Source organism: Mycobacterium sp. 852002-51163_SCH5372311, assembly GCF_001667115.1.
GTDB lineage: Bacteria > Actinomycetota > Actinomycetes > Mycobacteriales > Mycobacteriaceae > Mycobacterium.
Window position 1 is genome coordinate 1 of the sequence record NZ_LZIJ01000151.1, and the last position, 1,133, is coordinate 1,133.

1 protein-coding gene and 1 pseudogene are annotated in these 1,133 nt (G+C 64.9%); both read right to left on the bottom strand.

The features are described from left to right. A partial coding sequence (locus A5791_RS17605) for an FHA domain-containing protein (protein ID WP_156661426.1) occupies window positions 1–292 on the bottom strand: 292 nt, incomplete at its 3' end. A 44-nt stretch (window positions 293–336) separates the two neighbouring features. Continuing rightward, window positions 337–1,133: pseudogene (locus tag A5791_RS17610) on the bottom strand (serine/threonine protein kinase); the annotation flags it as partial.

Below are 1,133 nucleotides of genomic sequence, written 5' to 3' on the forward strand. Positions count from 1 at the left end.
ACGACGCCGAACCGAGCATCACGGTGACGGGCTGACGTATCGTGAACCGCTCTACCCGCTGCCCGTTCACGAACGTGCCGTTCTTGCTGTGGTTGACCATGACCCACCCGTCGGGCGTGGGCAACAGCACCGCGTGGTCCCGCGACACCCTGGGATTCTCCATCCGGAAATCGGCTTCGTTTGCGCGACCGATGGTCCAGGCGCGGCCGGGGGTGGCCTTCCAGGTGCGTCCGCAGGCGTGCAGCTGCATATGGGACGGGGTGTTGGTGACGATGTCGGTCTTCTCGTCCATGGGTGGCCTCCGGGTGAATCGACCTGGCTTCTTCAGTCCGCGACTCAGGAGTGCGAAGCCCACCACTTGTATAGCTGATCCAGGCCGGGTCCTTGGAGTTTTCCGCCGACCAGCCCGAACACCATGGTCTGCTGGTTGCTCCACATCACCTGGGGCTCGGTGGCTTTGTATATGCCGCAAGCAATCTGGCCCAGGATGACGGTCGGGTCCTGGTTGTGCCACCAGGTGCCCGGTGACGCCTTGTTACCCGGGCAACTTTGGATTGTGAACGTCTTGGTGAAGTTGCTGAAAGCGTCCTGCACCGATTGCAGACTCGGGAAAAGCCCGTAGGCGGCGACCGTCGGGCCATTGGCATCGGTATTGCCCCCGCACTTCACCGATACCAGCGCTCCGGGCATCGGTCGGGTATCGGGTGTGCACGTGCCGGTGGGATAGCCGGACGGCAGTGTCCTGAGCAGTCGTTGGAGATCCGCGGACGTGCTGGTCGTCGTCCTGGTGGTGGTAGGGATTGTCGTCGTCGTGGTCACGGATGTGGTCGTGACCGGCTGCGCGTCATTGTGCTCGTCCGGATGCCGCAGGGCCATCCCGATCACGATGACGGCGATCACCACGACGGCCACTAAAGCGGCAACCCCGGCGACGATCGGCCACGGGTTACGGCGGCGCCTCGACGGAGGCGAATTCCACGGCGCAGGCCCGAGAAACTGTTGCGGGACACTGGCCGGCGACGGTTGCGGTGGGCCCGCCCAGTTGCCGCCCGACTGAAACTGCGGGACGGGCTGGCCGTTATTGACAGCAGGGCGAACAGTCGGGTAAGGCGGCGGAGTCGGTCCGGCGCCGG